Below are 23,076 nucleotides of genomic sequence, written 5' to 3' on the forward strand. Positions count from 1 at the left end.
CCCTTCTGGGCCGGTTACACACTGTGAGCGGCTGACGCGCCGCGCTTTACTCGTAGTCCGGCGCGGCATGCCGCCACGCCACTTGGCCACTAGGCCGCGTTCTGATGGATCTGGTGGACCCTGAGGCCCTGCACGTCGACGATCAGCGCGACATTGCCGTCGCCCAGGATCGTACCGCCGGCAATGCCTTCGACCTGCTCGAAATTTTCTTCGAGCGATTTGATGACGACCTGCTGCTGGCCGATGATGTCGTCGACGACGAGCGCCACCTTCTGGCTGCCCTCGCTTTCGCACAGCACCACGAACCGATCGTCCGGCGCCTTGGTCGAATGCATGCCGAAACGCTGGGCCACATCGATGACCTGCACATATTCGCCGCGCACCTGCAGCACCTGGCCGCCGGAGGGGACGCGCTCGAAGATGGCGCCCGAGCACTGCATGGTTTCAACGATCGAGGAGAGCGGCACCACATAGGGCGACTCGCCGACCTTGACGAGCATGACATCGAGCACGGCCAGGGTCAGCGGCAGACGCAGCGTCATGCGCGAGCCCTTGCCGGTCCACGAGCGGACATGCACCGAGCCGCCGATCTTCTTGATGTTGGAGAGCACCACGTCCATGCCGACGCCGCGGCCGGAAATGTCGCTCACCGCATCCGCCGTCGAGAAGCCGGGGGCGAAGATGAGCTGGTCGATCTGCTCATCGGTCGGCGTGATGTCGGGCGCAACGAGGCCCTTGTCACGGGCAAGCTGCAGCACGCGTTCGCGGTTGATGCCGTTGCCGTCGTCTTCGACGATGATGAGAATATTGCCGCCGGCCTGTTCGGCCGAAAGGCGAATGGTGCCGATTTCGGACTTGCCGCGCGCCTTGCGCTTTTCCGGATCCTCGATGCCGTGGTCGGCCGAGTTGCGGATCATATGGGTCAGCGGATCGGAAAGCTGTTCGATGACCGTCTTGTCGATTTCGGTGTTTTCACCGATCGTCTCGAGCTTGATCTTCTTGCCGGTCTTGGTGGCGAGTTCGCGCACAAGGCGCGGCATGCGCGAGAACACCGATTTCACCGGTTGCGCGCGGATGGCCATGACCGAGTCCTGCAAGCCACGCGTCGTCTGGGCCAGCACTTCGAGGCCACGCACCAGTTCGGTATAGCGGGCGCGAAGGTTTTCATCCATCTGCTGGGTCAGCATGGACTGGGTGATCACCAGTTCCGAGACCATGTTGACGACGCGATCGACCTTGTCGAGATCGACGCGGATCGACTGCACGCCGGAGCTGCGATTGCCACCCTCTTCGCCGCCTTCGCCGCTGGCAGCGGGTTTTGGTGCGGCAGCCGGCTTGGGCGCTGCAACCGGCACGGGGCGCGGCGGCGCGGAAGCTGAGATTTCATTGGCGAGATCGGCAAAGCTAAGCGCCGGTTCTTCGGCAACGGGCTCTGCTGCGGCAGGGGCGGCCGGCGCTTCGGCAACGAGGCGCACGGGAGCGGAAGCCACTTCGTCTTCGGTCAGCGCCATGAGATTCTCGTCGGCCTTTTCAACTTGAACGACCGCGACAGGCGCGGGAACAGGCGCAGCGGCAGGCGGCACGACATGGCCGAGCGGCACAACTTCGATGCTGCAATCGCCATCGACGAATTCGAAAACTTCGCGGATCGCGGCTTCCGTCAGGTCGGGCGCGAAGAGCGAGATTTCCCAGGAGCAATAGACGCCGAAGGGTTCGAAATCGCTCAGCGGCGGAATATCGGTGAGAATGGCGCGGACATTGATCTCGCCCAGCACCGCCAGTTCGCGGAACAGCAGCAGCGGATCATTGGCGCGCGAATAGAGCTGGCGATAGGGCGTGAACCGCACTTCCCAATGGCCCGGCTCGACCGGCATCGGCGGAGCGTCAAAGGTATCGGGCTCGACTGCTGCAACCGGCGCTTCGATTGGCTCGGCCACTTCGTCGTCAGCGACCGCGAGCTCGACGCGAACCGGCGTAAATTCGATATCGAATTCCTCGATGATCTCGCCGCTCCACTCGTCTTCGTCGCCGCCGCGCTGGCCGCGGGCAATGGCGTCGAAACGCTGCTTTTCTTCCTGGCCATAGTCGGCGTCGAGTTCTTCGCCGCTCTGGGCCGCATTGATATGGTCGGCGACGATATCATTGGCGCGGATGCAGAGATTGACCACGTCGTCGGTCATCTCCACGCGACCATCACGAACATAGTCGAGCAGGGTTTCATAGGCATGGGCGAAGCCCACAAGCCCCGAGAACCCGAAGGCGCCGGCGCCACCCTTGATCGAGTGGATGGCACGGAACACGGCATTGAGCCGGTCGGCGTCGCGCTCGCCACCTTCGATCGCGGCAAACTGTTCTTCGAGCTCGTTCATGAGCTCGGAACATTCGTCGAAGTAAGTGGCCTTGAAGTCGTCTAGGTCGCTCATGGCGCCGTACCAGCCTTAGAAGAACGTATTAGTGGACCACGCGATGGATGACGCTGATCAGCTTGTCGGGGTCGAAGGGTTTGACGATCCAGCCCGTGCCGCCAGCGGCCTTGCCCTGGTCGCGCTTGTCCTGGCTCGTTTCGGTCGTGAGAATGAGGATCGGCAGGCTCTGGTACTGGCCGCTGGCCCGCACATTCTTGATGAATTCGATGCCGTCCATGACCGGCATGTTGATGTCGGTGATGACGACATCGATATCGTGGCTCATCAGCACATCGAGACCCTGCTTGCCGTCTTCGGCCTGCAGCACCTCGAAACCGGCATTGCTCAGGGTATGATGCAACATGGCCAGGATGGTTCTGGAATCATCCACAGTCAGTACGCGCAATGTCATGGTCTCATCATCCCTGAAAATTGTGCGCCAAGGCCCAATCGATCGATCGCGGCCAACATGGCGGCGCTCGGCGCGTCGACAGCAAATTCATTATGGTTGCGGCGGGCGCTTTCGGCAGCGCTGATCAACATCAGCAGACCATTGGTCGACACGCGCTGCACGGCGCTGGCGACGACGGTCACCGCACCATCCTCGACAGCGTCGATCAGCTTGTCACGAATCGCGTCCAGCGCGTCGAGGTCGATGACCTCTGGCAAGGTGATCGCGCTTGCTTCCTGATGTGCCATTTCGTGGCCAGCCCCCGGAGTTCTCTCCTTCGCCATATTCATCTGGAACGGTTTAAGAAGTGCTAATCGCCCGGAAGCCGGGGCTTAGCGCCGTGCGACTTCCGGCGCGCTTGCCGAGGCGGGCAAGTGGCTGTAACGAGGCGGCAGTATCAGGACAATTGCCATGACCACCAAGATCGCCCTGACCGGGCTCGCCCGTGACCTCGCCGCCCGCGCCGATGCGGGCAAGCCCATTCGCGTCGGCGTCATCGGCTCGGGCGAAATGGGCACCGATCTCGTCACCCAGATGAGCCTGATGAAGGGCGTAGAAATGGCTGCCATCGCCACCCGCCGGCCCCATACCGCGCTCGCCGCCATGACCATCGCATATGGCGACGACAGCCACGGCAAGGTTGTCGACACCCCGGCTGCCGCCACCGCCGCCATCGAACAGGGCAAGATCGCCGTCACCTCGGCTGAAACTTTGGTCACGACGCCCAATATCGACGTCGTCATTGATGCGACCGGCAAGCCCGGCGTTGCCGCCGATTTCGACCTGACGGCCATGGAACATGGCAAGCATCTCGTGATGATGAATGTCGAGGCCGACGTCACCATCGGGCCCTATCTGAAAGCCCAGGCCGACCGACTCGGCGTCGTCTATTCGGTCGGTGCCGGCGACGAACCCTCGTCCTGCATGGAACTGATCGAATTCGTCACCGCGCTCGGCCTCGACGTGGTCGCGGCCGGCAAGGGCAAGAACAACCCGCTCAAGCACGACGCCGTCCCTGACGACTATCGCGAGGAAGCGACGCGCCGGAACATGAACCCGCGCATGCTGGTCGAATTCGTCGATGGCTCCAAGACCGCCGTCGAAATGACCGCCATCGCCAATGCCACCGGCTTGATGCCCGACATTCCGGGCATGCACGGCCCGGCAACCAATCGCGACGACATGGCCAAGGTTCTCATCCCCAAGGCGGATGGCGGGATTCTGAATTCATCAGGCGTCGTGGACTTCACCATTGGCAAGGGTGTGGCGCCCGGCGTCTTCGTCATCGTCAGGGCTGACCACCCGCGCATCATCGAGCGCATGGACGATCTCCATATCGGCCACGGCCCCTATTATGCATTTTTCCGGCCCTATCACCTGACGAGCCTCGAAGTGCCGCTGACCTGCGCGCGCATCATGCTCCACGGCAAGCCCGACATGGTGCCCCTGCCCCGACCGGTCGCCGAGGTCTGCGCCGTCGCCAAGCGCGATCTGCTCCCAGGGGAACCGCTCGATGCGATCGGGGAGACCTGCTACCGCTCCTATGCCATGACGGCCACTGACGCCCGCGCCGCAGGCGCCGTGCCGGTCGGCCTTCTCGAAGGCGGCAAGGTCACCGCGCCGATTGCCAAGGGCGCACTTCTTACGACAGCAAACTGCCAGCCCGATTCCTCGACCCGGCTGTTCGCTCTGCGCCACGAACAGGACGTTATGCTTGGCTACGCCTCGTAACAGGGCCGGGGGGCCTTAGCTCCCCTTGATAGCGATCTTGCCCCTGCGGCCGGGTTCGCCGCTGGCCCGCACGGCTTCTGCGACTTCGCTAATGGGATAGGCCGCCTCGATATCGAGCACCAACTTGCCGGTGGCCGCATCGCGAACCAGTTCGCCCAGCAATTCGCCAATCCGCTCGGGCTTGACCGGCGGCTTGGCACCCCAGAAGCCCTTTACCGAAATATTGCGGAACAGCAGTTCCCCGGCGGAGATTTTCAGTGGCCGCCCGGTCATCGCGCCAAAACTGATGAGCTGGCCACCATCGGCCAGAATGCTCGAAAGCTGCGCCGCACCATCGCCGCCAAGCGACTCGATCCCGCGCACAATCGGCGCCCCGCCGGTAATTGCCCGGACCTTGTCCTGCCAACCTTCACCATCGGTCGCGACCACTTGCTTGAACCCGAGCACGGCCATTTCCTCGACTGCCGCATTGCGACGCACGAGACCCAGCACTTTTACGCCCTTCTCAGCCGCGTACTGCGTCAGCAGTTTGCCCACCGCGCCATTGGCCGCATTGATGGCGATCCAGTCGCCCGCGCTGACATCAAGCGTGTCGAGCAGCATCTTGGCCGAGAGCGGCATGGAAACGAGCTGGCAGGCAGTTTCGTCACTCACACTGTCCGGAACCGGCAGCAGCCGCGCAGCGGCGCCAACATAATATTCCGCCCAGGTCTTCTCCCCGCCGCCGGCAACGCGCTGCCCGACCTTGAGATGGGCAACGCCTTCGCCCAGCGCTTCGACAATACCAACCGCTTCCGTGCCCGGCACGGCGGGAAGGCTGGGCTTGAACCCATATTGGCCGGCAATGGTCATCAGGTCGTGGTTGTGGACCGGTGACAGCACCATCTTGACCAGTACCTGACCGGGCCCCGGCTGCGGTCGCTCTACGTCCTGCGTCGTCAGAACTTTTTCCGGCGTGCCGAATTCGGAATAGATGGCGGTCTTCATGGCCGGCTCCTGTAAATTGCTATGCGGCAAAGATATGTCTCGCGCTTTGGTGTTCAAGCCCGGCTTGCCATCCGGGACCACATGAAATAATTGCTGACTGAATTATTCAGGATTAAAGCCATGACGACCGAAGCTCTCGATCCCCGTGCGCCGCAGCGCGTTCGCCACGACACCAAACTGCGTTTGCTGACCGTCACCGCCGTCACCGACATTACCCCGCTCATGCGTCGGGTCCGTCTCACCGGCGATATGGAGGGTTTCGTTTCTCCCGGCCATGCCGATCATATCAAGGCTTTCTTCTTTCCTGAAGGCGTGACCCCGCTGCTGCCCGTCATCGGCCCCAATGGCGCCGAATTCGAACCCGGCACCCGCCCGGAAATGCGCGATTATACTCCGCGCTACTGGAACAGTGCCGAAGGCTGGATCGAACTCGATTTCGTGCTGCACGGCGATGGCCCTGCCTCGAGCTGGGCCGCGGCGGCAGCGCCGGGCAAGACCCTCGTTATCGGTGGGCCGCGCGGCTCCATGGTCGTCCCGGCGACCTATGACTGGTATCTGCTCGTCGGCGACGAAACCGCCCTCCCGGCCATCGGCCGCCGTATCGAGGAATTGCCCGAAGGCGCCGTCGTCGTCGCCGTGGTCGAAGTCGACTCCGCCGCCGAGGAACAGAGCTTTGAGACCAAGGCCGATCTCGACCTGATCTATGTGCACCGCAATGGCGCCGCAGCCGGCAGGACTACGCTGCTCATCGACAAGGTCCGCTCGCTCGACCTGCCCAAGGGCGATGCCTATGCCTATATCGCGGGCGAAAGCGGCATGAGCAAGTCGGTCCGCCAGCACCTCACCGAAGAACGCGGCTTCAGTTCCGAATGGGTCAAGGCCGCTGGTTACTGGCTGCTCGGCACCGCTGACGCCCACGAGCCGCACTGAGCCTAAGGCCGGTCCCTTGGGGCCGGCACTCGCTTACTTGGTTTTGGTCTTTCCGGTTGCCGGCGCATTGGCTTCGGCCTGCAGCCGATCCATCAGCGCACGCCATTCTTCATAGGCCGCTTCCTGATCCGGCAGGGCTTCGCGCGAACCGCCGAGCTCGACCAGTTCACCCAGCACCTTTTCGACGTCGGGACCCTTTTCCGCGCATGTGCCGGCCTCGTCCAGGGCATTGAAGGCAGGGGTGTAGTAATTGGTGTCGTAGTCGTCGGTACTCAGCTTGAGCTGGCCATAGGCAAGCAGATCCGCGGCGTCGGTCAGCAGCGACCAATCCTCGTCCGTCACCTCATAGCCTTCGCAATTGCTGGAGACGACATTGGCGAGGACGACCCGTTCCAGGAATGCCTCTGCCTCTGCCCCCGAATAGGAGGTCACGTCGGGTAGCTGCACGAAGATCTTGCCATCGGCAGCGGCCTGCTGCGCTCCCACGGCAAGAAGAAGTCCTGATATCAGCGCTTTCTTGAGCATTTTGCATTCCCGATTGTTGGCTTGCCCCGAAGGTACTGAGCTTCATGGAGAAATAACGGCAGAAGGACTATTGCGGCTGACCACCCACGAATTGTACTGCCCGTGCGCCATTGGCGATGCCGCGTTCAAGGCAGTTTTCCACTGGAAGCCCCTCGGTCAGCGCAGCGATGAAGCCGGCAGCGAAGGCATCGCCCGCCCCAGTTGAATCGACGACATTCACGATTGGCGCCGGACGGCTGAAATCGACGCCATGCGCCCCGCCGACGGCGGCCCCGAACCGGCCGCGCTTGATAAGGACGTGTTTGAACTGCGCACCGAGGACGCGCATCTGCTCGTCAAAGCTGGCCACGCCCGCCAGCATTTCCGCTTCGCTCTCATTGGCAAAGAGCCAGTCTGCCCGGCCCACCCAATTGAGGAAGGTCTGCGGCCCAACCTCTTCGAGAAAGCCGATCGAGGCCGGGTCGATGGCTATGGGAATATTGCGCTTTCGTGCCCGGCCCAGCAGTGACTGCACGGCGGCGCGCGGCCCCGGCGCGAAGAAGCTATAGCCCGAGACCAGCACCAGACCCGCGCCTTCGAGGAGGCTATCGGGCAGGTCATCGGCACAGAGGTTGAGATTGGCCCCGCGATCGGTGAGGAAGCTGCGCTCGCCGCTCGGATCAAGAAGCGTCACCAGCACGCCCGATCCCAACTGTGGATCGCCGGCCAGCATCGGCGTCACGCCGCGCAGACGAAAATGCCCTTCGTGGCTCGCCTTATCGACCATGCCGACCCGGGCCGCGAACACGACATCGGCCCCAGCCGCACCTAGCCAAACGGCCTGGTTGGCACCCGAACCACCGGCGCGGCTTTCGATCGCCGCGCGCCGGTCGGAGCCGAACACGATCGGCCCCTCGGGCTTGACGATGACGTCGGTCATCACATCGCCGACGACGAGTACCCGCTTGTTCATGCGCGGCGAACGGGTGCCTTGCCGGCCTGAAGATGGGCCAAAGCAACGGCGATTTCGCCCGCCACCCGCGCGTTGTTCTTGACGAGCGCAATGTTAGACACCAGCGACTTGCCCCCCGTCAGCTCGAAGATGCGCTGCAACAGAAAGGGCGTCATCGCCTTGCCCTTCACTCCCTTGGCGTCGGCGTCGGCCAGAGCCTGAGTAATAAAGCCTTCGATGGCGCTGGCTTCCCAGGCATCGGCTTCCGGGATGGGGTTGGCGATAAGGACGCCGCCCATGTCGAGATCGGACTGGATGGCGAGCATCTTGGCGACGCCCTCGGCATCGTCGAAGCGGTGATCGACCTTGAACCCGCTTTCGCGGGCCCAGAAGGCCGGGAAATGATCGGTGCCGAAACCGAGGACCGGCACACCATTGGTCTCGAGCACTTCCAGGGTCTTGGCGATATCGAGGATGGACTTGGCGCCGGCGCAGACGACGGCGACAGGCGTGCGGCCCAGCTCTTCGAGATCGGCCGAAATATCGAAGCTGTCCTCGGCGCCGCGATGCACCCCGCCAATGCCACCGGTGGCAAAGACCTTGATGCCGGCGAGCGCGGCGATCTGCATGGTTGTGGCCACAGTGGTGCCGGCCGTGGTGCCGCTCGCTAGGAGCGCCGCAACGTCACGACGGCTCGCCTTGGCGGCCTTGTGGCCTTCCTGGGCGAGACGTTCGAGATCTTCCCCGGAGACGCCGACGCAAAGGCGGCCGTCCATGATGGTGATGGTGGCGGGCACCGCGCCGGTCGAGCGCACCACATCCTCGACTTCCCGCGCCATTTCCAGGTTCTGCGGATAGGGCATGCCATGGGTGATGATGGTGGATTCAAGCGCCACCACGGCCTTGCCCGCAGCCAGCGCCGCCTTCACGTCTGCCGATATTGAGAGATAGGCCTTGCCGCTCATCCATGCCTCTTTGGAACTGTTCATGGGCATATAGGTCTGCCCCTTGTTGCCAGCGCTTTTGCGCCCGGGCAGTTCTCTGGTCAACCCCTGCAAAAACTTCTGTTTGTCAGTCTTGTCGCTCCCAAAAAATGACTTTAGTTTGCCTCTTGATCAGAGAGGGAAAGGGCACTTCGCTGACCAGGTCTTTTGTTGATGGCGCAGCGTCTGCGCCTCGATATCAGCCCGTATCCGGGCCGATCGCAGCGATAGTCCCGGGCGCCTTTCGGCGTCCCCTAGAGACGTGTTCCCAATTGTTCACCTATTCTATGCCGGGCACTCAAAGATGAGCGCCCGGGCCTGAGCGCGGCTTGCCGCAAAGCCTGCCATTCGAACTTCCCTCCCCAAGAGGGTCTATGCCCCCGATTATTACTTGGAGCTTCCACGTTATGAACAAGACGCTCGCCCTCGCCTTTGGCGCCCTGGTGGTCGCAAGCCCCGCCCTGGCCCAGGAGGAACCGGTCCTCAACGTCTATAATTGGTCCGACTATATTGCCGAGGACACTATCGCCAATTTCGAGGCGGAGACCGGCATCAAGGTCAATTACGACGTCTATGACAATAACGAGATCGTCGACGCCAAGCTTCTCGCCGGCAATTCCGGCTATGACATCGTCGTGCCCTCGGGCAATTTCCTCGAACGCCAGATTCTCGCCGGCCTGATCCTGCCGCTCGACAAGTCCAAGCTGACGAACCTCGGCAATCTCGACCCGGCCGTGATGGCGACTGCCGCGAGCCAGGACCCGGACAACGCCCATGGCGTTCCCTATATGATCAACACCATCGGCCTCGGCTATAACGTCGCCAAGGTGACCGAAGCCCTCGGCCCCGATGCGGACCTTGAAAGCTGGGACCTGCTCTTCAAGCCCGACGTCGTTTCCAAGCTTGCCGGTTGCGGCGTTGCCGTGCTCGACAGCCCCTCCGAAGTCACCGGCATTGCGCTCCACTATCTCGGCCTCGATCCGAATTCGGAGAGCGAAGAAGACCTCGCCAAGGCCGAGGAACTGCTGAACTCGATCAAGCCCTCGATCCGCTACTTCCATTCGAGCCAGTATATCGACGACCTCGGCAATGGCGAAATCTGCCTGGCGCTCGGCTATTCCGGCGACATCTTCATCGCTTCGGACGCTGCCGCACAGGCCGGCCAGGGCAATGAAGTGACTTACCTCATCCCCAAGGAAGGCGCCGCGACGCTCTTCGATTTCCTCGCTATCCCGATCGATGCCCCGCATCCGGACAATGCCCACAAGTTCATCGACTATATCCTCAAGCCCGAAGTCGTGGCCGCGATCACCAACTACGTGTTCTACGCCAACCCGAACCTGCCGGCGCTCGAATTTGTCGACGAGGAAGTGAGGTCCAACCCGGGCATCTATCCGCCCGCCGAGACCATCGCCAAGGCATTCGTCATGAAGGCGCACTCGCCTGAATTCGAAGAGGTCTTGACCCGCACCTGGACCCGCATCAAAACCGGCCAGTAATTTTTCCGACAGGGGCGGCTTTCCGGCCGCCCCTTCATCCTTTCCGTAGGGTCCGTCATGGCCAAGAAGTCGACACAGCTCGCCATCGATACGCGTCCGTGGCGTGACACGGCCAATAACAAGCCGTTTGTCCGCATCAAGAACGTCACGAAGAAATTCGGCGACGTATTGGCGGTGCACGATGTCTCGCTCGACATCTATCGCTCCGAACTCTTTTGCCTCCTCGGCGGTTCGGGCTCGGGCAAGTCGACGCTTCTGCGCATGCTGGCCGGCTTCGAGCAGCCGACCTCGGGCACCATCGAGATCGATGGTCAGGACATGACCGAAGTCCCGCCCTACAATCGTCCGGTCAACATGATGTTCCAGTCCTATGCGCTCTTCCCGCATATGTCGGTGGAGCAGAACATTGCCTATGGCCTCAAGCGCGACAATCTCCCCAAGGCTGAGATCAATGACCGCGTCGCCGAGCTTTTGAGCCTCGTCAAATTGCAGGACTATGGCCGCCGCAAGCCGCACCAGCTTTCCGGCGGTCAGCGGCAGCGCGTCGCCCTCGCCCGCGCCTTGGCAAAACGTCCAAAACTCCTCCTCCTCGATGAACCCCTTGGCGCGCTGGACAAAAAGCTGCGCGAGGAGACCCAGTTCGAACTGGTGAAAATCCAGGAAAGCCTCGGCGTGACCTTCATCGTCGTGACGCACGACCAGGAAGAGGCGATGACCCTCGCCACCCGTATCGGCGTCATGAACCTCGGTGAAATCGCCATGGTGGGCGAGCCCACCGACATCTACGAATTCCCCAATTCGCGCTTCGTCGCCGGTTTCATCGGCTCGGCCAATATGGTCGAAGGCATTGTCACCGAGGACGAGCCGGGCCATGTGCGCATCCGTTCGAGTGAACTGGGCTGCGATATCTATGTCGGCCATGGCGTCGACTGCGCGCCCGAACAAATCCTCTGGTGGGCCATTCGCCCCGAAAAGATGTCGCTCAGCCGCGAAAAACCCGTCACCCCCCATGATGCCAATGTCACTTCGGGCATTGTAGAGGAGATCGCGTACCTCGGGGATATCTCTTTGTATCAGGTGGCGCTCGAGAGCGGCAAACGCATCCGCGTCAGCCAGACCAATTCGGTCCGCGGCAATCCCGATGCCATCACCTGGGACGAGAAGGTTTATGTCACCTGGAGCGACAGCTCCGGTTCGGTGCTGACAGTATGATGATGGTTGCAAAATACCCCTCATCCCAACCGAAATTCGCAAACGCGAATTCGGTGACCCTTCGGGCACCTTCTCCCGCAAGGGGAGAAGGGAAGCTCCGTGCCTCCCCATGCACCAGCGCCCCCCTCGCCCCTTGCGGGAGAGGGTGGATCGCGCCTAGCGCGAGACGGGTGAGGGGTATTGGCAGGAGGGGGCGCCCATGACCGCCACCCATACCCCAACCATCCCCCCGCCCCGGCGCCTAAAACCCTGGAACGCGGTTGAGCGCAGCTTGGCCAAGGTCGGCATATCGGGTCGCATGCTGGTGCTGGCGGCGCCGGTGCTTTGGCTGCTGGTCTTCTTCCTCATTCCGCTGGCTGTGGTTTTCGGCATTTCGCTCGCCACCAAGCAGTTCGGCCGCCCGCCCTATTCGCCGCTTCTCACCACCGAGGAAGGCACGGTGCAACTGACGCTGCACCTCAACAATTACATCCGCCTCTTTACCGACAATCTCTATATCGCGGCCTATCTGTCCTCGATCCGCATCGCCTTCATCGCGACGGTCATTACGCTCTTTGTCGGCTATCCAATGGCCTATGCCATTGCCCGGGCTCCTGATCGCTGGCGCAATATTCTCTTAATGCTCGTGATCCTGCCCTTCTTCACTTCGTTCCTGCTGCGCGTTTATGCGCTGACCGGATTCATGCGCGGCAATGGCGTGATCAATCAGTTCCTCGGCCTCTTCGGCGTGGAACCGCTGGTGATGATGCAGACCGATTTCGCCGTCTATGTCGGCATCGTCTACACCTACCTGCCGTTCATGATCCTGCCGCTCTATACAACGCTGGTAAAACTCGACGTGTCGCTGTTTGAAGCCTCGGCCGATCTCGGGGCGCGGCCGCTGCGCACCTTCCTGTCGGTGACGCTGCCGCTCTCGCTGCCGGGCATCATTGCCGGCTCCATGCTGGTCTTCATTCCCGCCATCGGCGAATACGTTATTCCCTCGCTGCTCGGGGGGCCGGAAACGCTGATGATCGGCCGCGTGCTCTGGGACGAATTCTTCACCGCCGCCAATTGGCCGCGGGCCGCGGCCGTGGCTGTGGCCATGCTCCTCGCCGTGGTGGTGCCGATCATGCTGTTGCAGCGCGCCCAGAGCGCCGTGGTGGAGAGATAACATGCGTCGCGGCTGGTTCCTCCCCATCGCAGCAGCTTTGGGCTTTTCGTTTCTTTATGCACCCATCGTTTCACTGGTGATCTTCTCCTTCAACGAGAGCCGCCTGGTGACCGTCTGGTCGGGCTTTTCGACCAAGTGGTATGGCGAACTGTTCCGCGATCCGCAGATGCTGGGCGCCGCCTGGCTGAGCCTGCAGATCGCCGCCATTGCCGCGACCATCGCGCTGGTGCTCGGTACGCTTGCGGCCGTGGCGCTGGTGCGCTTCCGGCGCTTCAAGGGCCGCACGCTGTTTTCCGGCATGGTGTCGGCGCCGCTGGTCATGCCCGACGTGATCACCGGTCTCTCGCTGCTGCTGCTCTTTGTTGCCATGGAAGGGTTTTTGGGCTGGCCGCGTGGCCGCGGCATGCTGACCATCGTCATCGCCCATGCCACCTTCTGCACTGCCTATGTCTGCGTCGTGGTGCAATCGCGCCTGTCGGATTTTGATCGCAGCCTCGAAGAGGCGGCCATGGACCTTGGCGCGAGCCCGGTTCGCACCTTTTTCGACATCACCCTGCCGATCATCGCCCCGGCTCTGGTTTCGGGCTGGCTCCTCGGCTTTACGCTCTCGCTCGACGATCTCGTCATTGCGAGCTTCGTGTCCGGTCCGGGCTCCTCGACGCTGCCCATGGTGATCTTTTCCAAGGTGCGCCTCGGCGTCTCGCCTGACGTCAATGCGTTGGCGACCATCATTATCGGCCTCGTGGCGACGGGTGTTCTCATCGCCACCATCATCCAGCTTCGCTCGAAGCCGAAGAAGGCAAAGGCCTGAACATCTCGGGATGTCACCCCGGCGAAGGCCGGGCGTGAACACTTTGGGCGTTTGGCTCATCAGTGAAATGACCACCTCCACGATGCGGCCCTCGGACCTGATCCGAGGGCCGGTGCGGGAGCCGCAGAGTTTGTGCTTGAGATGCGTGGCCCTCGGGTCGGGCCCGAGGGCAGCCCGGTGGGTGGAATGACAAGGGTCTGAAACAAGCATTTCCGGTGGGCACTCACTGATATCCAGCGCCAATGGCCGCCCAGCCTTTTCGGCTTGCGGTTGCATGGTCGCGACGCCCTTTGGGCGCACGGTCGCGACGCCCTTCTGGAGCACGGTGAAAAGCGGCTTTCGCCCCGAAAAATGTAAAAATAGAAGAGGCGAAAGCCGCTTCCCACGATCGGGATTTTTTGCGCACGCCTCGAGCGGTCCCCTTTTGAGGTTTTACGGTCCAGTTCGCCGTCGGAAGCATCCGGGGATGCAACGGGGGCTCACTGCCGCTTGGCCGGTGGTCGGCATCCACGCATCCGCCTGAGCGACCTCAAGCAGCCCGTCTCCCCGCCCGGCACTTCGTCGGTGCCGCGTGTTGTCGGCGGGAACGGGCAAAGAATGGCACGGTTTTGCGGGACGGGGATAAGATGGATAGATCAGGCCGGCGGGCCCTGCACCAACCAGCCATCCTCGCGAAAACTGTCGGGATCGGAATGGGCGCGGCGGAAGGCCAAAAGGCCGGCCTCGGCATCCTCGAGCGCGCGGCGTAGCGGCTCCGGCGCGATTTCCGCGCCCGCAGGCAGGCGCAGCAGGGACCGGCTGCCGGGCTCGCGCGAGATCAGGCGATAGATATCGGCCATGAACCGCCTGATGGCCACCGCCATGAGACCGGTGACCGGATCATTTTCGCGGCGCAGCGATAGTTCGAACTGCAACTCTTCGAGCTGTTCGCTGAGGCGCTGGTGTTCGGAAACCTGGTGGCCGGGAATGGCGATCTTTTCAATGAAACTGGGCATGGGTGCGGCTCCTCTCTCTTGACGGAGAGTGTGCGGCCGGATTGCGCAGGCGGGGATAGATTTGGCGGCGTCTCGCCTATGCGAAGTTTTTGTGACTGGACAGGTCCGGCGAACGGGCGCAAGCTCCTCTCATGTTCAACCAACTTTAAGGAGGTGATCCAGTGTCTTTTGAGAATGCGGTACTCGATAGAGGTCTGGGATTGAAGGTGATGTCGGGGAGTGATCTCTGCTAACACCAACCTCCTAGGCCCTCGAGGCCTATGACTCAGGGAAGGGCTGCTCCATGGAGCGGCCCTTTTCCATTTTGGCGATCAGGGGACAGGATGGGCGGCGTTTGGGCTTGACGGAAATCTCCAAGCCATTGATACCGCTGGCCGACACCTTCCTCGGAGGCCCATCTTGTCCTCGGCCAATTTCGTCCTGACCCTTTCCTGCACCGACCGTCCCGGCATTGTTGCCGCCGTGACCACGGAGCTGGCGGCGCTCAACGCCAATATCGCTGAATCCAACCAGTTCTGGGACAAGGAAACCGGTCGCTTCTTCATGCGCCTGGCCTTTACCGCGCCCGAAGGCGTGGGCCGCGACAAAATCGAGAAGGCGCTGAAATCGCCGATCGAGCGCTTTGACATGAAGACCGCGCTCAGCGACGAAGGCCGCCGCAAGCAGGTCGTTATCCTGGTCTCAAAATTCGACCATACGCTGCTGCATCTTCTCTACCAGATCCGTGTCGGCTGGCTCGATGCCGATGTGGCCGCGGTGATTTCCAACCACGAAGACGCCCGCAAGATCGCCGAAGACGCCGGCATTGCCTTCCACTACCTGCCGGTGACCAAGGACACCAAGGCGGCGCAGGAGGCCCAGGTGCTCGACATCGTCAAGACGGTCGGCGCCGATCTCGTCGTGCTCGCCCGCTATATGCAGGTGCTTTCCGACAATCTCTCCACGCGCCTCTTCGGGCAGGTGATCAATATTCACCACTCGTTCCTGCCCAGCTTCAAGGGCGCCAAGCCCTACCACCAGGCGCATGAGCGTGGCGTGAAGATCATTGGCGCCACGGCGCATTATGTGACGCCTGATCTCGATGAAGGTCCGATCATCGAGCAGGAAACGGCACGCGTGACCCATGCCATGAGCCCGGATGACCTGGTGGCCGCCGGCCGGGACATCGAAAGCCGTGTGCTGGCGCGGGCGGTCAAGCTGCACCTTGAAAGCCGGGTCATGCTCAATGGGCGCAAGACGGTGGTTTTCGGCTGAGGGCTCTTCTCCTGTCCACCAGACGTCACCCTCGGGATTGACCCGAGGGCTCTGCGCTTTCATGCTCCAGCTAAGTGAAGTGTCCTCGGGTCAAGCCCGAGGATGACGCGATGTGGTGGCGGCGTCATCGGCGAAGGACCAAAAAATCAGGCCGGCCTAAACGCCCAGCGCTTAAGCCACTTCGTCGACCGGCAGGTCTTCGAGATTGAGGGAATCGGCCAGACTCGTACTGTCGAGCACGGCGCGGGTGGCGAGGGTTACCCGCTCGAAGACGTGGCGGATTTCGCAGGAGCTCTCGTCCTTGCAGTCCTCGCATTTGCGATAGGCGATTTTCGAGAGGCAGGGCAAAGGCGCGATCGGCCCGTCGATCAGGCGCAGCACTTCGCCATACATGATCTCTTCGGGCGCTTTCACCAGTTCATAGCCGCCCATACGGCCGCGCCGGCTCGAAACCATGCCGGCGCGTTTGAGTTCGAGCAGGATCTGTTCGAGGAATTTTTTCGGAATCGCCTGGTCGCGGGAAATTTCGCCGATCATGCGGCTCTCGCCGCGCCCGGCCCGGGCCAGTGCCACAAGGGCGCGGAGCGCATATTTGGCCTTCTGCGACATCATGATGCCACTACTCCCTCGGCTCCGGCTTGACCACCGGCACGTCCGGCCCGGCCTCGTCGTCCTGCGGCCCCGGCGCTGGTTCTTCGGTCTCGGTTTCGGACGGCTCGGTGTTCTCGACCGTGTCGCCTGAGACATCCGTTTCCGGCGGCGGGAGGATTTCGACCGTTTCGGTCGCGGGCTCGGACGCCGTTTCCGAGGGCTTGGCCGGCAGGACGATGATCTCGTCGATGGCAGGCGGCGCTTCGCCGATGGACGGGGTGTCCTCTGCCTCGGGCTCCGGGGTTTCGGCCGGCTCGAGCACGACCAGTTCAACCGGTGGCGTCTCGTCTGCCGCGGCATCTGACTGATCGGCCGGTTCAAGCACGACAAGTTCGGCCGGTGGGACTTCGGCTGGCTCGGGTTCCGGGGCGGGCGGGGGCAGTTCGATGACGGCGGGGGCTTCGATGACTGCGATGGTTTCGGCGGGCTCTGGTTCCACCGGCGTTTCGACGGCGGCGGGCATGGGGATGATCGGCTCAGCGACCGCGACGATGGCAGCGGCCTGGGCCAGGATATTTTCGCTCGGCGGCAGGGGGCCGGCAGGTTCCGTCGATGCCGGTTGTGCCGGCAATTCATCGCGCAGCAGGCCCAAAATACCCTTGCCGATTTCGCGCTCGCCGCGAATGACAATGGTGGCGCCGAGGCCGCGGAGAAAGTCTTCCTCTTCCTCGGAATAGGCGCGGGCAATGATGCTGATCTCGGGATTGAGCTTTCGGCCGCTCTCGCAGACCGTGCCGGCCTCGAAAGCATTGGAAATGGCGACGACGAGGTTTTTGGCCTGACCGAGATTGGCGAGCTTCAGCGTCGCCTGGCTTGCCGCATTGCCATAGATGACTTCCAGACCCGCGGCGCGCGCGGCGGCAACGTCGTGGTCGGAATCCTCGATCACCACGATGGAGCGGCAGGCGGCCTTGAGCCCATCGGCAACGATGCGCCCGACCTGGCCATAGCCGACCAGCACGGAATGACCCGCGACAGTGAGGGGTTCGACCACATCGTCATCCGGCCCCGGCGCACCGCGCTCGATGGCCGCTTCGCGCGGCATGTCGGTGGTTGCCGGCCCCATCGAGGCGGCGGAAAGCTCGCCGGGCTCGACCCGGGTTTCCGGTGTCGCAACAGCGACGCGGCCGCCGAAGCGGGCTTCGACGCGGGGGCGCAAAAATTCGAGAAGGAAGAAGACGATGGGGTTGAGGACGATGGAGATCAGCGCGCCGGCCAGGATCAGGTCCTGCCCCTCTTCGGGCATGATGGCGAGGCTGACGCCCATGCTGGCGAGGATGAAGGAAAATTCGCCGATCTGCGCCAGGCTCGCCGAAATAGTCAGCGCCGTGCCGGCCGGGCGGCGGAACAGCAGGACGATGGCAAAGGCGGCGAGGGACTTGCCGACGACGATGATGAAGACGGTCGCCAGCACCGGCAGCGGATCGGTGAGGATGATGGTCGGGTCGAAGAGCATGCCGACCGAGACGAAGAACAGCACCGCAAAAGCGTCGCGCAGCGGCAGCGTTTCATTGGCGGCGCGATGGCTGAGTTCGCTTTCCGAAAGGATCATGCCGGCAAAGAACGCGCCGAGCGCCAGGGACACGCCGAAGAGTACGGCCGAACCCAGGGCGACGCCAAGCGCGATCGAGAGCACGGCGAGACGAAAAAGCTCGCGACTGCCGGTATGGGCGGTGAAGTGCAGCGCCCAGGGAATGACGCGGCGGCCGACGATCAGCATGAAGCCGACAAAGGCAGCGATTTTCACCAATGTGATTGCAAGCACGCCCCAGATGCCGACATCGGCATTGAAGATGCGCTCGACGAAGGACACGAAGGGATCGTGGACGCCCGTATCGGTGCCGTTGAGCCCGGCAAAGGCCGGGATGAGAACCAGCGCCAGCACCATGGTGAGGTCTTCGACGATGAGCCAGCCGACGGCGATGCGGCCGCGCTCGCTCTCGATGAGGCGGCGGTCCTGCAACGCCTTCAGGAGCACGACGGTGGAGGCGACCGAGAGGGCGAGGCCAAAGAGCAGCGAGCCGCCGAGATCCCAGCCGAGCAGGGTACCGAGACCCGCGCCGAGGGCCGTCGCCACCGCGATCTGGGCGATGGCACCGGGAATGGCGAGGGCGCGCACGCTCATCAGGTCTTTGAGCGAAAAGTGAAGACCGACGCCAAACATCAGGAGGATGACGCCGAGCTCGGCCAATTCGGCACCGAGCGCCTGATCGGCGACGAAACCGGGCGTATAGGGGCCGGCCAACACGCCGGCAAAGAGATAGCCGACAAGAGGGGGCAGGCGCAGCTTATTGGCCAGCATCCCGAAAATATAGGCCAGCACCAAACCCGCGACGATCGTGGTGATCAGGGGGGTATCGTGGTGCATCGGCCGTCCTCCGGGGCGAGAAACTCTAGTATGATGATGGGGTATCACCGTGTCAGGCGCAAGAAGCAAAGGCCTCGAAAGATCAATCCCTTGGCTCAGGCACGACAGAAACTCTAGAGAGAGGGCAAACTTGGCTGAACTGTGACTTCAGCTCACGATGGTGATGCGCTCGGCGGCGCGGGTAATGCCGGTATAGAGCCAGCGCGCCCGCTCCTCGCGAAAGACGAAACTCTCGTCGAAAAGATAGACATTGTCCCACTGGCTGCCCTGCGCCTTGTGGACGGTGAGGCAATAGCCGAAGGTGAACTCGTCGAACTGCCGCCGCTCGGCCCAGGCCATGCTTTCTTCTTCGCCGGCGAAGAAGGCCTTGTGCGTAAGCACCTTGGCTTCGCCCTTGCCCTCGTCATCGGCGAGGAGCAGCGACCATTTTCCGTTGGTGCGACGCGTCGCATCGGTGACGATCCAGATCTGGCCGTTGAGGAGCTTTTTGCGCGGATTGTTGCGCAGGCATACCATGCGGTCGCCCACCACCGGCTCGTGGAAAGGCAGGCCCTTCAATTCGCGCAGGCGGTCATTATAGGTGAGGCGCGTCTTGTTGCGGCCGACCAGCACCTGATCGGCTTCGAGCACGGCATCGCGATCGACCTGGTCGCGGCCGACGACGATGCTTTCCCCATAGCGGCCATGCTCCAGAAAGCCGCCTTCGCGCACGGCCATCGAAAGCTGGATGATGGGATTGTCAGCCGCCTGGCGATGAATTTCGGTGAGCATGATGTCGGGCTCTTCGGTGGTGAAGAAGCCCGCGCCCTGCACCGGCGGGAGCTGGAAAGGGTCGCCGAGCACGAGGATTTTCACCCCGAAAGAGAGGAGGTCGGCGCCCAATTGCTCGTCGACCATGGACACTTCGTCGATGACGATGAGATCGGCATCGGCCGCGGGGCTTTCGGGATCGAGCACGAAGCGCGGCTCGCCCTCTTTTTCCGAGACCAGGGTATAGATCAGCGAGTGAATGGTCTGCGCGCCCTTGCAGCCGCGTTTTCGCATGACGAGGGCGGCCTTGCCGGTAAAGGCGGCATATTTGACCGAACGAATGTCCTGCGCCAGATGCACGGCGAGCGTCGACTTGCCGGTGCCGGCCCAGCCGAAGAGCCGAAAAACCTGCGGACCGTTCTCGTCCTTGAGCCATTTGGACACAGCGATGAGCGCCGCATCCTGCTGTGCGGACCAGACAGGCGCCATCAGTCGATCACCGTGCGCACCGTGCCGACGCCTTCGATCCGGCCTTCGATGACGTCGCCCTTGACCACGGCGCCGACGCCGGCCGGGGTGCCGGTCATGATGATGTCGCCAGCCTTAAGCGTCACGAACTGGCTGAGAAAAGCGATGGTTTCGGCAACGCTCCAGATCTGGTCGCCAAGATCGCCGCTCTGGCGTTCGGTGCCATTGACGGAGAGCGTGATTTTTCCCGTCGCCGGATGACCGATGGCGCTGGCGGGTTCGATGGTGCCGATGGGGGCGGAATGGTCAAAACCCTTGGCCATTTCCCAGGGGCGGCCGGCCTTTTTGGCAATGGCCTGAAGATCGCGCCGGGTCATGTCGAGGCCGCAGGCATAGCCATAGACGTGGTCGAGCGCATCTTCGGGGGCTATATCACTGCCGTCCTTGCCGATGGCGACGACCAGTTCCACTTCGTGCTGAAAGTCGTCGGTCTTGGGCGGATAGGGGGTTGCAGCGCCGCCGACCACGACCGCATCGGCGGGCTTGGCAAAGAAGAAGGGCGGATCGCGCACGTCATTGCCCATTTCCCTAATGTGCTCGGCATAGTTGCGGCCGACGCAATAGACGCGCCGCACCGCATAGAGACCACCGCGGGCGATGGGGATGGACACCGGCGCATGCGGCTCGAACAGGAAATCAGCCACGCGAAAACTCCTTGGCATAGGGCCCGATGAGGTCGAGATCGACGGGGCTCAAGCGGTCCTGTGCGCTAAACGACTGGTGCCAATAGGGGTAGAGCAGCGGCGGACGGCTGACGTCGTCGAGGCGCTGGCGTTCTTCGGCGCTTAGCACGAAACTTGCCGCGGCGATATTGTCGCGGAACTGCGCTTCGTTGCGCCCGCCGATGATGACCGAGGTAACGCCCGGCCGGCCGAGCAGCCAGGAGAGCGCCACCTGCGCGCCGGACACGCCCCGGGCCTCGGCAATGGCCACGAGCGTATCGATGACCGAATAGAGCTTTTCCCAATCATAGACCGGCGGCTCGCGGAAACCGCCGACATGACGACCGGAATCCGGGCCACCGTCACGGCGATATTTTCCGGACAGCAGCCCCCCGGCGAGGGGCGACCAGACCAAAATGCCAAGGCCCTGGTCCTGCGCGACCGGCACCAGCTCATATTCGGCATCTCGGCTATGCAGCGAATAATGGATCTGCTGGGAGATGAAGCGGGAGCCATGACGTTTGTCGGCTGCCATCAACGCCTTCATCATGTGCCAGCCGGAATAATTGGAACAGCCGATATAGCGCACATGGCCATGGCGCACGAGCGTATCGAGCGCTTCCATGGTCTCTTCGATGGGGGTTTTGCCGTCCCATTCATGCACCTGGTAGAGGTCGATCACATCGGTCTTGAGCCGTTTCAGGCTCGCCTTACACTGCTCGATGATGTGGTGGCGGGAAAGGCCGATCTCATTGGGCCCATCGCCCATCTTGAAGCGCACTTTCGTCGCGACCAGCGCCTTTTGCCGGCGGCCATTCTCTTTGAGAATGTCGCCCAGAATTTCCTCCGAGACGCCGGCATTGTAGACATTGGCCGTGTCATAGAGGTTGATGCCGGCATCGAGGCAAAGGTCGACCTGCCGCGCCGCATCAGTGGGACTGGTATTGCCGATCTTCTCGCTGCCGCCAAAGGTCATGGTTCCCATCGTGAGAACCGAGACTTTGAGACCCGAGCGTCCGAGATAGCGATACTCCATCGACATTCCTCCTTTGTTCCGGCGCTTCAGGGCTAAAGAATTGCGGGATTCGGGTCAATCGGTGAACGGCGATATTAGCGATATGGCGTGCTTTTGGGCTTGCCGGCGCTTCCCGGACCGCCCAGCACTTTGCTTTCCATCCACGATGTCATTCCCGCGAAAGCGGGAACCCCTGTTTTGAAACGGAGGTCCCCGCTTTCGCGGGGATGACACCGTGATAACCAAAAGAACGGCGCTTGCTCCATGCAAGCGAGGGCGATCGGGAGGGGGTGTGCTCCAGGCTCGAACGCTGCTAATGCCACGGCACATATTTTAGAAAGCCCGTCACTTGCGGTCGCCCTCCATTCTCGTTCCCGTCCTGCTCGTTACGCTGGGCATGGTTTTTACCCAGACCGGCGCCAGCTTTGCCAAGATGCTGTTTCCGCTGGTGGGCGCCAATGGCGCGACGGCGCTGCGCCTGACCCTGGCGGCCATTGTCCTCGTCCTTGTTTTCCGGCCCTGGCGCTACAGGCTTGACCGGGCGCAATGGCGGGCCGTGCTGCTCTATGGCGCGGTGATGGGGGCGATGAACCTCTTCTTCTATGCCGCGCTCGAACACATTCCCCTGGGGATCGCCGTGGCGCTCGAATTTACCGGCCCGCTGGCCGTGGCGCTGTTCGGCGCGCGCAAGCCGCTCGATTTCGTCTGGATTGCCTTGGCGGTCTCAGGCTTTGCCACGCTGCTGCCCTGGACCGGCTTTGCCGGCGACATTTCTCCGCTCGGCATTGGCCTCGCGCTCTGTGCCGGGGCCTGCTGGGCCGGCTATATCATCTTTGGCCAGAAGGCCGGGACCGGTGGCGGCGCCCATATCGCTGCGCTGGGTGTGGCGACGGCGGCGCTGATCGCCCTGCCCTTCGGCATTGCCAGCGCCGGACCGCTCTTGATCGATCCGGCCATCCTGCCGCTGGGGCTGGCGGTGGCGCTGCTCTCCAGCGCCATTCCCTATGCGCTCGACATGGTCGCCCTGCCCCATATTCCGGCGCGGCTCTTCGGCATTTTGATGAGCGGGCAACCGGCCCTTGCGGCGCTGTCAGGGCTCGTCATCCTTGGCGAAAAACTGACGCCGGGGCAGGTGGCGGGCATGGCGGCCATCATCGTGGCCTCCATCGGCGCCACGGCGACCATTGCCCGGCCGGTGCGGGAACCCCAGCCCTAAAGACTGGATTTTCGCGTCG

The 23,076-nt window shown here is 62.6% G+C and carries 20 protein-coding genes and 1 pseudogene; 8 read left to right on the forward strand and 13 right to left on the reverse strand.

All coding sequences use genetic code 11. From position 1 onward, the window contains the following. Window positions 1–89: 89 nt before the first annotated feature. The 3 genes from JP75_RS17125 to JP75_RS17135 are packed head-to-tail and all read right to left on the reverse strand — an operon-like array spanning window position 90 to window position 3,104. The gene (locus tag JP75_RS17125; RefSeq protein WP_051960839.1) at window positions 90–2,423 is read right to left on the reverse strand and encodes a chemotaxis protein CheA; all 2,334 of its coding nucleotides are present in this window, start codon (window positions 2,421–2,423) and stop codon (window positions 90–92) included. Between the two features lie 28 nt (window positions 2,424–2,451). Next, window positions 2,452–2,817, reverse strand: coding sequence for a response regulator (locus tag JP75_RS17130; protein WP_035085423.1), 366 nt, complete (start codon window positions 2,815–2,817; stop codon window positions 2,452–2,454). After that, window positions 2,814–3,104: an STAS domain-containing protein gene (locus JP75_RS17135; RefSeq protein ID WP_035085424.1), complete on the reverse strand. Its 291-nt coding sequence runs from the start codon at window positions 3,102–3,104 to the stop codon at window positions 2,814–2,816. Before JP75_RS17135 ends, JP75_RS17130 begins: the two co-directional genes overlap by 4 nt. Window positions 3,105–3,267: 163 nt before the next feature. On the opposite strand from JP75_RS17135, the gene JP75_RS17140 reads away from it, so the two are divergent. After that, the gene (locus tag JP75_RS17140) at window positions 3,268–4,587 is read left to right on the forward strand and encodes an NAD(P)H-dependent oxidoreductase (RefSeq protein ID WP_035085425.1); all 1,320 of its coding nucleotides are present in this window, start codon (window positions 3,268–3,270) and stop codon (window positions 4,585–4,587) included. 15 nt (window positions 4,588–4,602) lie between these two features. Here JP75_RS17140 and JP75_RS17145 read toward each other — a convergent pair whose 3' ends face one another. Next, the gene (locus JP75_RS17145) at window positions 4,603–5,574 is read right to left on the reverse strand and encodes a zinc-binding dehydrogenase (RefSeq protein WP_035085427.1); all 972 of its coding nucleotides are present in this window, start codon (window positions 5,572–5,574) and stop codon (window positions 4,603–4,605) included. Between the two features lie 120 nt (window positions 5,575–5,694). Between JP75_RS17145 and JP75_RS17150 the strand changes: the two genes are divergently transcribed. Further along, window positions 5,695–6,504, forward strand: a complete 810-nt coding sequence (locus tag JP75_RS17150; RefSeq protein WP_035085429.1) for a siderophore-interacting protein — start codon at window positions 5,695–5,697, stop codon at window positions 6,502–6,504. A gap of 33 nt (window positions 6,505–6,537) precedes the next feature. Here the strand turns inward: JP75_RS17150 and JP75_RS17155 are convergent, their stop codons facing one another. The 3 genes from JP75_RS17155 to JP75_RS17165 form a co-directional block, all read right to left on the reverse strand. Next, window positions 6,538–7,029, reverse strand: a complete 492-nt coding sequence (locus JP75_RS17155) for a hypothetical protein (RefSeq protein WP_051960840.1) — start codon at window positions 7,027–7,029, stop codon at window positions 6,538–6,540. Between the two features lie 67 nt (window positions 7,030–7,096). Beyond that, a complete protein-coding gene (locus JP75_RS17160; RefSeq protein WP_035085430.1) occupies window positions 7,097–7,981 on the reverse strand; it encodes a carbohydrate kinase family protein in 885 nt (294 codons plus the stop codon). Further along, window positions 7,978–8,949, reverse strand: a complete 972-nt coding sequence (locus JP75_RS17165; protein ID WP_280113999.1) for a pseudouridine-5'-phosphate glycosidase — start codon at window positions 8,947–8,949, stop codon at window positions 7,978–7,980. The genes JP75_RS17160 and JP75_RS17165 overlap by 4 nt, the downstream gene beginning before the upstream one ends. A 401-nt stretch (window positions 8,950–9,350) precedes the next feature. Between JP75_RS17165 and JP75_RS17170 the strand changes: the two genes are divergently transcribed. The 4 genes from JP75_RS17170 to JP75_RS17185 all read left to right on the forward strand — a co-directional run bounded on the left by JP75_RS17170 (window position 9,351) and on the right by JP75_RS17185 (window position 13,618). Further along, window positions 9,351–10,442 carry a polyamine ABC transporter substrate-binding protein gene (locus JP75_RS17170; protein WP_152565895.1) on the forward strand — a complete coding sequence of 364 codons (1,092 nt, stop codon included), beginning with the start codon at window positions 9,351–9,353 and terminating at the stop codon, window positions 10,440–10,442. 57 nt (window positions 10,443–10,499) lie between these two features. Next, on the forward strand, window positions 10,500–11,654 hold the full coding sequence (locus JP75_RS17175) for an ABC transporter ATP-binding protein (RefSeq protein WP_035085436.1): 1,155 nt from the start codon (window positions 10,500–10,502) through the stop codon (window positions 11,652–11,654). A gap of 298 nt (window positions 11,655–11,952) precedes the next feature. Continuing rightward, window positions 11,953–12,807, forward strand: coding sequence for an ABC transporter permease subunit (locus tag JP75_RS17180; RefSeq protein WP_244446348.1), 855 nt, complete (start codon window positions 11,953–11,955; stop codon window positions 12,805–12,807). A 1-nt stretch (window position 12,808) separates the two neighbouring features. After that, a complete protein-coding gene (locus JP75_RS17185; RefSeq protein ID WP_035085439.1) occupies window positions 12,809–13,618 on the forward strand; it encodes an ABC transporter permease subunit in 810 nt (269 codons plus the stop codon). 635 nt (window positions 13,619–14,253) lie between these two features. On the opposite strand, the gene JP75_RS17190 is transcribed toward JP75_RS17185, so the two are convergent. Further along, a complete protein-coding gene (locus JP75_RS17190; protein ID WP_035085441.1) occupies window positions 14,254–14,613 on the reverse strand; it encodes a hypothetical protein in 360 nt (119 codons plus the stop codon). Window positions 14,614–15,012: 399 nt separating this feature from the next. Here JP75_RS17190 and purU point away from each other — a divergent pair, with 399 nt between their 5' ends. Beyond that, window positions 15,013–15,867 carry a formyltetrahydrofolate deformylase gene (gene purU / locus JP75_RS17195; RefSeq protein ID WP_035085443.1) on the forward strand — a complete coding sequence of 285 codons (855 nt, stop codon included), beginning with the start codon at window positions 15,013–15,015 and terminating at the stop codon, window positions 15,865–15,867. 171 nt (window positions 15,868–16,038) lie between these two features. On the opposite strand, the gene JP75_RS17200 is transcribed toward purU, so the two are convergent. The 5 genes and pseudogenes from JP75_RS17200 to JP75_RS17220 all read right to left on the reverse strand — a co-directional run bounded on the left by JP75_RS17200 (window position 16,039) and on the right by JP75_RS17220 (window position 21,862). Further along, window positions 16,039–16,479: an RrF2 family transcriptional regulator gene (locus JP75_RS17200; RefSeq protein ID WP_035085445.1), complete on the reverse strand. Its 441-nt coding sequence runs from the start codon at window positions 16,477–16,479 to the stop codon at window positions 16,039–16,041. Window positions 16,480–17,098: 619 nt separating this feature from the next. Then, window positions 17,099–18,886, reverse strand: a pseudogene (locus JP75_RS17205) (cation:proton antiporter domain-containing protein); the annotation flags it as partial. Between the two features lie 147 nt (window positions 18,887–19,033). Then, window positions 19,034–20,125, reverse strand: coding sequence for an ATP-dependent DNA helicase (locus JP75_RS17210; RefSeq protein ID WP_035085446.1), 1,092 nt, complete (start codon window positions 20,123–20,125; stop codon window positions 19,034–19,036). Further along, window positions 20,125–20,808 carry a fumarylacetoacetate hydrolase family protein gene (locus tag JP75_RS17215; RefSeq protein ID WP_035085448.1) on the reverse strand — a complete coding sequence of 228 codons (684 nt, stop codon included), beginning with the start codon at window positions 20,806–20,808 and terminating at the stop codon, window positions 20,125–20,127. Before JP75_RS17215 ends, JP75_RS17210 begins: the two co-directional genes overlap by 1 nt. After that, the gene (locus JP75_RS17220) at window positions 20,801–21,862 is read right to left on the reverse strand and encodes an aldo/keto reductase (protein WP_035085450.1); all 1,062 of its coding nucleotides are present in this window, start codon (window positions 21,860–21,862) and stop codon (window positions 20,801–20,803) included. The genes JP75_RS17215 and JP75_RS17220 overlap by 8 nt, the downstream gene beginning before the upstream one ends. A 328-nt stretch (window positions 21,863–22,190) precedes the next feature. Between JP75_RS17220 and JP75_RS17225 the strand changes: the two genes are divergently transcribed. Next, window positions 22,191–23,057: an EamA family transporter gene (locus JP75_RS17225; protein WP_035085452.1), complete on the forward strand. Its 867-nt coding sequence runs from the start codon at window positions 22,191–22,193 to the stop codon at window positions 23,055–23,057. Window positions 23,058–23,076 lie beyond the last annotated feature (19 nt).

The sequence above is a fragment of the Devosia riboflavina genome (assembly GCF_000743575.1).
Lineage (GTDB): Bacteria > Pseudomonadota > Alphaproteobacteria > Rhizobiales > Devosiaceae > Devosia > Devosia riboflavina.